Source organism: Pseudonocardia sp. NPDC049154 (assembly GCF_040648315.1).
GTDB lineage: Bacteria > Actinomycetota > Actinomycetes > Mycobacteriales > Pseudonocardiaceae > Pseudonocardia.
The window spans coordinates 38,315-45,481 of sequence record NZ_JBEZDN010000060.1 but is presented as its reverse complement, the minus strand read 5'-3'; the positions used below and the strand labels follow the sequence as shown (position 1 = coordinate 45,481).

At 74.9% G+C, this 7,167-nt stretch carries 7 protein-coding genes; 5 read left to right on the top strand and 2 right to left on the bottom strand.

The window, feature by feature from the left end; translation table 11 throughout:
* Positions 1-758, bottom strand: a 758-nt coding sequence (locus AB0B41_RS25405; RefSeq protein WP_358207494.1) for an oxygenase MpaB family protein, incomplete at its 3' end; no start/stop codon positions are given.
* Between the two features lie 253 nt (positions 759-1,011).
* Complete coding sequence (locus AB0B41_RS25400; RefSeq protein ID WP_358207492.1) at positions 1,012-1,611, bottom strand: TetR family transcriptional regulator; 600 nt, start codon at positions 1,609-1,611, stop codon at positions 1,012-1,014.
* Positions 1,612-1,671: 60 nt separating this feature from the next.
* On the opposite strand from AB0B41_RS25400, the gene AB0B41_RS25395 reads away from it, so the two are divergent.
* Genes AB0B41_RS25395 through trpA form a run of 5 tightly spaced genes read left to right on the top strand, consistent with a single transcriptional unit; the run spans position 1,672 to position 6,984 of the window.
* A complete protein-coding gene (locus tag AB0B41_RS25395; protein WP_358207490.1) occupies positions 1,672-3,258 on the top strand; it encodes an anthranilate synthase component I in 1,587 nt (528 codons plus the stop codon).
* Positions 3,251-3,928 carry a Trp biosynthesis-associated membrane protein gene (locus tag AB0B41_RS25390; RefSeq protein WP_358207487.1) on the top strand — a complete coding sequence of 226 codons (678 nt, stop codon included), beginning with the start codon at positions 3,251-3,253 and terminating at the stop codon, positions 3,926-3,928. The genes AB0B41_RS25395 and AB0B41_RS25390 overlap by 8 nt, the downstream gene beginning before the upstream one ends.
* A 49-nt stretch (positions 3,929-3,977) precedes the next feature.
* A complete protein-coding gene (gene trpC, locus AB0B41_RS25385) occupies positions 3,978-4,823 on the top strand; it encodes an indole-3-glycerol phosphate synthase TrpC (RefSeq protein ID WP_231498055.1) in 846 nt (281 codons plus the stop codon).
* Complete coding sequence (trpB, locus tag AB0B41_RS25380) at positions 4,820-6,160, top strand: tryptophan synthase subunit beta (protein WP_358207484.1); 1,341 nt, start codon at positions 4,820-4,822, stop codon at positions 6,158-6,160. The genes trpC and trpB overlap by 4 nt, the downstream gene beginning before the upstream one ends.
* A complete protein-coding gene (trpA, locus tag AB0B41_RS25375) occupies positions 6,157-6,984 on the top strand; it encodes a tryptophan synthase subunit alpha (protein WP_358207481.1) in 828 nt (275 codons plus the stop codon). Before trpB ends, trpA begins: the two co-directional genes overlap by 4 nt.
* The last annotated feature ends 183 nt before the right edge of the window (positions 6,985-7,167 follow it).

The following is a 7,167-nucleotide window of genomic DNA, read 5'->3' as shown; positions in this document are numbered from 1 at the left end:
GCCGCGAGCAGCGCGTACGGCGCCCGGGCGGGCAGCGCGAGCGGCGGCTTGAGCAGCAGGAACCGGGCCGTGGACCGCGCCTCGGGGGTGCCGCGCAGCTCCGGGCGGAACGCCCGGAGGCGCGCCGCGAGCTCCGCCTCGCTCTCCGGCGGGTCGACGACCCCGAGCTCCCGGGCGACGCGGGCGGTGTCGGCGACGTAGCCGTCCCGGCCCTCCTGGTCCAGCGGCTGCGACCCGTACCGCTGGTGGGCGCGCAGGAAGCTGTCGATCTCGGCGATGTGCACCCACTCCAGCAGGTGCGGGTCCCCGGCGGAGTAGGGCCGCCCGTCGGGCGCGACCCCGCGGACCCGGCCGTGCACGGCCTTGATCCGCTCGATCGTGGCGCGGGCCTCCGCGTCCGGGCCGAAGGTCGTGGCGGCGAGGAAGTAGCTGGTGCGGGCGAGGCGTCCCCACGGGTCGCCGCGGTAGCCCGAGTGCCCCGCGACCCCGGCCATCGCCAACGGGTGCAACGACTGCAGCAGCAGCGCCCGCAGCCCGCCGACGAACATCGAGGCGTCGCCGTGCACCCGCCGGATCGGGCGGTCCTCGGCGAACCACCGCGGGCCGGGCGCCGAGTGGATCCGCGCACGCCGGTTCGCCCCCTCGTCGCCCGCCACCTTCTGGAAGACGTCCGCGCCGAGCCGTGCCCGCAGGCCCGCGACGCGGTCCGCGAGGGCGGCGGACACGTCCCCCAGCCCGGGAACCTGCAGATCGACCACGAGATCCATGATGCGGCCCCGCCGCGGACCCGGCCACCCGATCGAGCGGCCACGTCGTGCGCTGCCCCTGGCCGTGATCAGCGGGTCCCGAACACCGTGAGCCGCGGACCGCCCCACGCCACGGCGACCCCACCTCCCGCGGCCCCGGTCCCGGCCCCACGCCCGCCACCCGGCCGCGCGCCGGGTCGAGGAGGACCAGCGGGCCGCTGCCCTCTCCGCCGTTCGTCGCTCATGCCCACCCGGATCGGTGGATCTACGGAAGCGGTCCCGTGAGGTAGCGCTGCACCGTGGGGCCGACCTGCGCGACGAGCGTCGCGTGCTCCGCCGACGCCAGCGGCTCGAGCTGCACGACGTACCGGATCATCCCCAGCCCGATGACCTGCGAGGCGACCAGCGCCGCCCGCTCCTCGGCCCGGTCCGGTGCCACCCGTCCGACGAGGGGCCCGATGACCACCCGGACGATGAACTCGCGCATCATCCGCGCCGCCGCGGGATGCCCGGCCACACTGCGGATCAGCGTGACGAGCGCGCCGCCCGACGCCTCGTCCCACACCCGCAGGAACATCGCGACGATCCGCTCGCCGAGCTGCTCGGGGTCGCCGGGCTCGACCGTCGCGACGATCGCGGACGGGTCGACCGGCACGTCGAGCGAGGCCGTGAACAGCTGGGCCTTGCCCCCGAACCAGTGGTTGACCATGGCGGCGTCGACGCCGGCCCGCTCGGCGATCCGGCGGACGGTGGCGCCGTCGTAGCCCCGTTCGGCGAACTCGACGCGCGCGGCCGTGAGCAAGGCCGCACGCGTGTCCTCGCCGGAGGTGCGGCGGCCGCGGCGGCGCGGTTCGCGGGTGGTCACGGGCCCATCTTCACCCGCCCCGTCGTCACCCGACGCACCCGGCACGGAAGAATGAGGCCCGTGACCGCAGCCACCACGAGCCCCACCGCACCTCCCGCCGCGCTGGGAGCGGTCAGCCCGACCCGCGACGAGTTCCGCGCGCTGGCCGAGAACCACCGGGTGATCCCGGTGACCCGCCGGCTGCTGGCGGACGACGAGTCGCCGGTCGGCGTCTACCGCAAGCTCGCCGCCCCGGACGGCCGCGCCCGCCCCGGCACCTTCCTCTTCGAGTCCGCCGAGAACGGGCGGTCCTGGTCGCGCTGGTCGTTCGTCGGCGCCCGCTCCGCCGCCTCGCTGACCACGGTCGACGGGCGGATCCGCTGGACCGGCGAGGTCCCCGACCACCTGCCCACCGAGGGCGACGTGCTGGAGGCGGTCCGCGGCGTCGTCGAGGAGCTGCAGAGCGAGCCGCTGCCGGGCATGCCGCCGCTGACCGGCGGGCTCGTCGGGTACATGGGCTACGACATCGTCCGCCGGATCGAGCGGATCGGCAGCGCGGAGAACCCGCCGGTCGACGACCTGCGCATCCCCGAGCTGGTGCTGCTGCTGGCCACGGACCTCGCCGCCGTCGACCACCACGAGGGCACGATCACGCTGATCGCCAACGCGATCAACTGGGACGACTCGGACGAGCGCGTCGACGAGGCCTACGACGACGCCGTGGCCCGGCTGGACCGGATGACCGCCGAGCTGGCCGCGCCCGCCGCGTCGACCGTCGCGGTGTTCAGCGCGGTGTCCCCGGACTTCGAGCGCAAGCGCACCCAGGCCGAGCACTTCGCCGCCGTCGAGGTGGCGAAGGAGCAGATCCGCGCGGGGGAGTGCTTCCAGATCGTCGTCTCGCAGCGGTTCGAGATGGACTGCGGGGCCGACCCGCTCGACGTCTACCGGGTGCTGCGCACCACCAACCCCAGCCCGTACATGTACCTGCTGAACATCGAGGACGAGTCGGGCGGCAGCCCGTTCACGATCGTCGGGTCCAGCCCGGAGGCGCTGGTCACGGTGGCCGACCGGCAGGCCACCACGCACCCGATCGCCGGGACACGCTGGCGCGGCGCCACCGACGAGGAGGACGAGCTGCTGGAGAAGGACCTCCGGCACGACGAGAAGGAGCGCTCCGAGCACGTCATGCTCGTCGACCTGGGGCGCAACGACCTGGGCCGGGTCTGCGAGCCGGGCACGGTGAAGGTGCGCAACTTCTTCTCCGTGGAGCGCTACAGCCACGTCATGCACCTGGTCTCCACGGTCACCGGGACATTGCGGGAGGACAAGAACGCGGTCGACGCCGTGCTCTCCTGCTTCCCCGCGGGCACCCTGTCCGGCGCGCCGAAGGTCCGGGCCATGCAGGTGATCGACGAGCTGGAGCCCACCCGCCGCGGCCTCTACGGCGGGATCGTCGGGTACCTCGACTTCGCCGGCAACGCCGACACCGCCATCGCCATCAGGACCGCCCTGATCCGGGACGGCCGGGCGTACGTGCAGGCGGGCGGCGGGATCGTCGCCGACTCGGACCCGCAGGCCGAGGACACCGAATGCCTCAACAAGGCCCGGGCGGTCCTGTCCGCGGTCGCGACCGCGGCCACCCTGGGCCGCCCCGGCGGGCATGCCTGACGCGCCCGCCCCCGCCCGCAGCGGACAGCTGTTCCTCCTGACAGCCGCGCTGCTGCTGCTCGGTGCGCTCGGCCTGTGGGGGACGACCCGGCTGGACTGGGCGTCCACGCAGGTCGAGGTGGCCGGGCACGGGGCGACCGGGGCGGTGCCCGTCGCGGCCACCGGCGCTCAGATCGCGCCGTCGCTGCTCGGGCTGGCCGCGCTCGCGGTCGCAGCGGTGGCCGCGGCGATCGCGGTGTCCGGCGTCGTGCGGCGGGTCCTCGGCGTGATCGTGGCGCTGGCCGGCGGGTACGGCGCCTACGCGGCCGCCTCGGGATGGCTGCGCCCGCCCACCGCGTCGGAGCTGCCCGCGCTGGTGGGCAGCGCGGCCGCGGGGGCGACCACGGCACCCGGCGCCACGGTCTCGACCACGGCCGCCCCGCTGCTCGGGGTGCTGGGCGGGCTGCTGGTCGTCGCCGGAGGTGTGCTGCTGGTGGTGGCCGACCGGCGGCTGCCGCGGATGGGGGCGCGGTACGACGCCCCGGGCGCGCCGCGCCGCCCGGCCGACCCCGAGCGGGCGGCCTGGGACGAGCTCGACTCCGGTGTCGACCCGACCACGGAGGGTGCGTTCGCGCGGGACCGTGGGCCGGACGGCGGCCCCCGGCCCGGCCGCCCGGACGGCACGGAATAGCATGGCCGGAACGCCTGGTAGGCCCGAACCCGGAAGGGGAGTGCGCCCCGTGGGCGAGCACGGTGAGGTGAGTGCGGGAGTCCGGCCCAGCGTCCTGGACTCCATCGTGGAGGGTGTCCGGGAGGACCTCGCGGCCCGGGAGGCCGCGGTGGACTTCGCGGAGATCAAACGGCGGGCCGCCGCGGCGGCGCCGCCGAAGGACGTCATGGCCGCGTTGAACGAGCCCGGTGTCGGGGTCATCGCCGAGGTCAAGCGGCGCAGCCCGTCGAAGGGCGCGCTCGCGACGATCCCGGACCCGGCCGTCCTGGCCAAGGCGTACGCCGAGAACGGCGCGCGGGTGATCAGCGTGCTCACCGAGCAGCGCCGGTTCGGCGGCAGCCTCGACGACCTGGCCGCCGTGCGCGCCGCCGTCGACGTCTGCGTGCTGCGCAAGGACTTCGTCGTCACGCCGTACCAGGTGCACGAGGCGCGGGCCTACGGCGCGGACCTGGTGCTGCTGATCGTGGCGGCGCTGGAGCAGCCGGTCCTGGAGTCGCTGCTCGACCGCGTGGAGTCCCTCGGGATGACCGCCCTGGTCGAGGTGCACACCGAGGAGGAGGCCGACCGGGCGCTCGAGGCCGGGGCGAAGGTCATCGGCGTCAACGCGCGGGACCTGAAGACCCTCGAGGTCGACCTGGGCATCTTCGGGCGGCTGGCCCCCGGGCTGCCCAACGACGTGCTGCGCGTGGCCGAGTCGGGCGTGCGCGGGCCGGGCGACCTGCTCACCTACGCGGGCTGGGGCGCCGACGCGGTGCTCGTCGGCGAGGGCCTCGTGACCAGCGGAGATCCCGGCGCGGCGGTGCGGGCCCTGGTGGCTGCGGGCTTTCATCCGTCGTGCTCCAGAATGGTGCGGTGAGCGTTCAGGCGAGTCAGGGGATCGAGACACCCTCGGGCCACGAGCCCGACGAGCGCGGCCACTTCGGCCGCTACGGGGGTCGATGGGTTCCCGAGGCCCTGGTCGCGGCGCTCGACGAGCTGGAGACGGCCTACGAGAAGGCCCGGCACGATCCGGAGTTCCTCGCCGAGCTGGACCGGCTGCACCGTGACTACACCGGGCGGCCGTCCCCGCTGACGGACGTGCCGAAGCTCTCGCGGCGCGCCGGCGGCGCGCGGATCCTGCTCAAGCGCGAGGACCTGAACCACACCGGTTCCCACAAGATCAACAACGTGCTCGGCCAGGCGCTGCTCACCAAGCGGATGGGCAAGCAGCGGGTCATCGCCGAGACCGGGGCGGGCCAGCACGGCGTCGCCACGGCCACCGCGTGCGCACTGCTGGACCTCGAGTGCGTGGTCTACATGGGCGAGGTCGACACCCGCCGGCAGGCGCTCAACGTCGCCCGCATGCGGCTGCTCGGCGCCACCGTGATCCCGGTGAAGACCGGCTCGCGCACGCTGAAGGACGCGATCAACGAGGCGCTGCGGGACTGGGTCACCAACGTCGACAGCACCCACTACCTGCTCGGCACGGTCGCCGGTCCGCACCCGTTCCCGCAGATGGTGCGGGACTTCCACCGGGTGATCGGGCTCGAGGCGCGGGCCCAGGTGCTCGAGCGCACCGGGCGGCTGCCCACCGCGGTCGCCGCGTGCGTGGGCGGCGGGTCCAACGCGATCGGCATCTTCCACGCCTTCATCGACGACCCGGGCGTCCGGCTCGTCGGGTTCGAGCCCGGCGGCGACGGCGTCGAGACCGGCCGGCACGGGGCGACCCTGTCCGAGGGGTCGCCGGGCGCGCTGCACGGCGCCTTCTCGTACCTGCTGCAGGACGAGGACGGGCAGACCGCGGAGTCGTACTCGATCTCGGCGGGGCTGGACTACCCGGGCGTCGGGCCGGAGCACGCGCTGCTCAAGGACCTCGGGCGCGCCGAGTACGAACCGGTGACCGACGCGGAGGCGATGGACGCGTTCGCGCTGCTCTGCCGCACCGAGGGGATCATCCCGGCCATCGAGTCGGCGCACGCCGTGGCCGGTGCGCTGCGGCTGGGCGAGGAGCTGGGGCCCGACGCGGTGATCCTGGTCAACCTCTCCGGCCGCGGCGACAAGGACGTCGACACGGCCGCGAAGTGGTTCGGGATGATCGGGCAGGACGAGAGCGCCGAGGCGGCCGACGGCACCGCCATCGCCGAGGGCGCCACGCAGCAGCGGTCCGGGTCGTTCGCCGACGCGGGCAGCGAGACCGAGGGGATCCAGGCGTGAGCGAGCGTGCGAGCGGACAGCCCACACGGAGCGTCGCCGAGGTGTTCGCACGCTGCCGGGCCGAGGGCCGCGGCGCGCTGGTGGGCTACCTGCCCGCCGGCTACCCGACGGTCGACGAGGCGGTCGCGCTGCTCACCGCGATGAGCGAGGGTGGCTGCGACCTGCTCGAGGTCGGCGTGCCGTACTCGGACCCGGTGATGGACGGGCCCACGATCCAGGCCGCCGCGGACACCGCGCTGCGCAACGGGTTCCGGCTGCGGGACGTGTTCAGCACGGTCGAGCGCGTCACGGCCGCGGGCGGCAACTGCGTCGTGATGACCTACTTCAACCCGGTGCTGCGCTACGGGGTGGACCGCTTCGCCGCCGACCTCGCCGCCGCGGGTGGGCTCGGCGTGATCACGCCGGACCTGATCCCGGACGAGGCGGACGAGTGGTTCGCCGCCTCGGACAAGTACGGGCTGTCCCGGATCTTCCTGGTGTCGCCGTCGTCGACGGACGAGCGGATCGCCTCGACCACCGCCGCCTCCAGCGGCTTCGTCTACGCGACGTCGATCATGGGCGTGACGGGCGCGCGGGACTCGGTGAACTCGGCCGCCGGCGAGATCGTCGGCCGGACCCGGCCGCACACCTCGCTGCCGATCGGCGTCGGGCTCGGGGTGCGCAACGCCGACCAGGCCGCCGAGATCGCGGGCTTCGCCGACGGCGTCATCGTCGGGTCGGCGTTCGTCAGCGCCGCGGAGAAGGGCGGGCCCGACGCGGTCCGCGACCTCGCCCGGGAGCTCGCTGCCGGCGTCGCGCGAGCGGGGCTGCCGCAGCCGGCCTGAGCCCGACTCACCGGGGCTGCCGAAGCAGGTGCGCGGGGGACGCCGAACCATCGCCTGTGATCGTCGTGTGCCGCCCGCGGCCACGGGCGGCCCCGAACGGTCCGGGCCGGTGATCATGGATCGGTCGCAGACGGGCCCGGCGGGGCCGGACGACGCGAGGCGAGGGCGCGAACGGGGAGGTCG

What these genes read in the sequence shown, in the direction of transcription:
- AB0B41_RS25390 (WP_358207487.1), top strand. Translation starts at nt 3,251, where the DNA reads ATGCCTGACGCGCCCGCCCCCGCCCGCAGCGGACAGCTGTTCCTCCTG.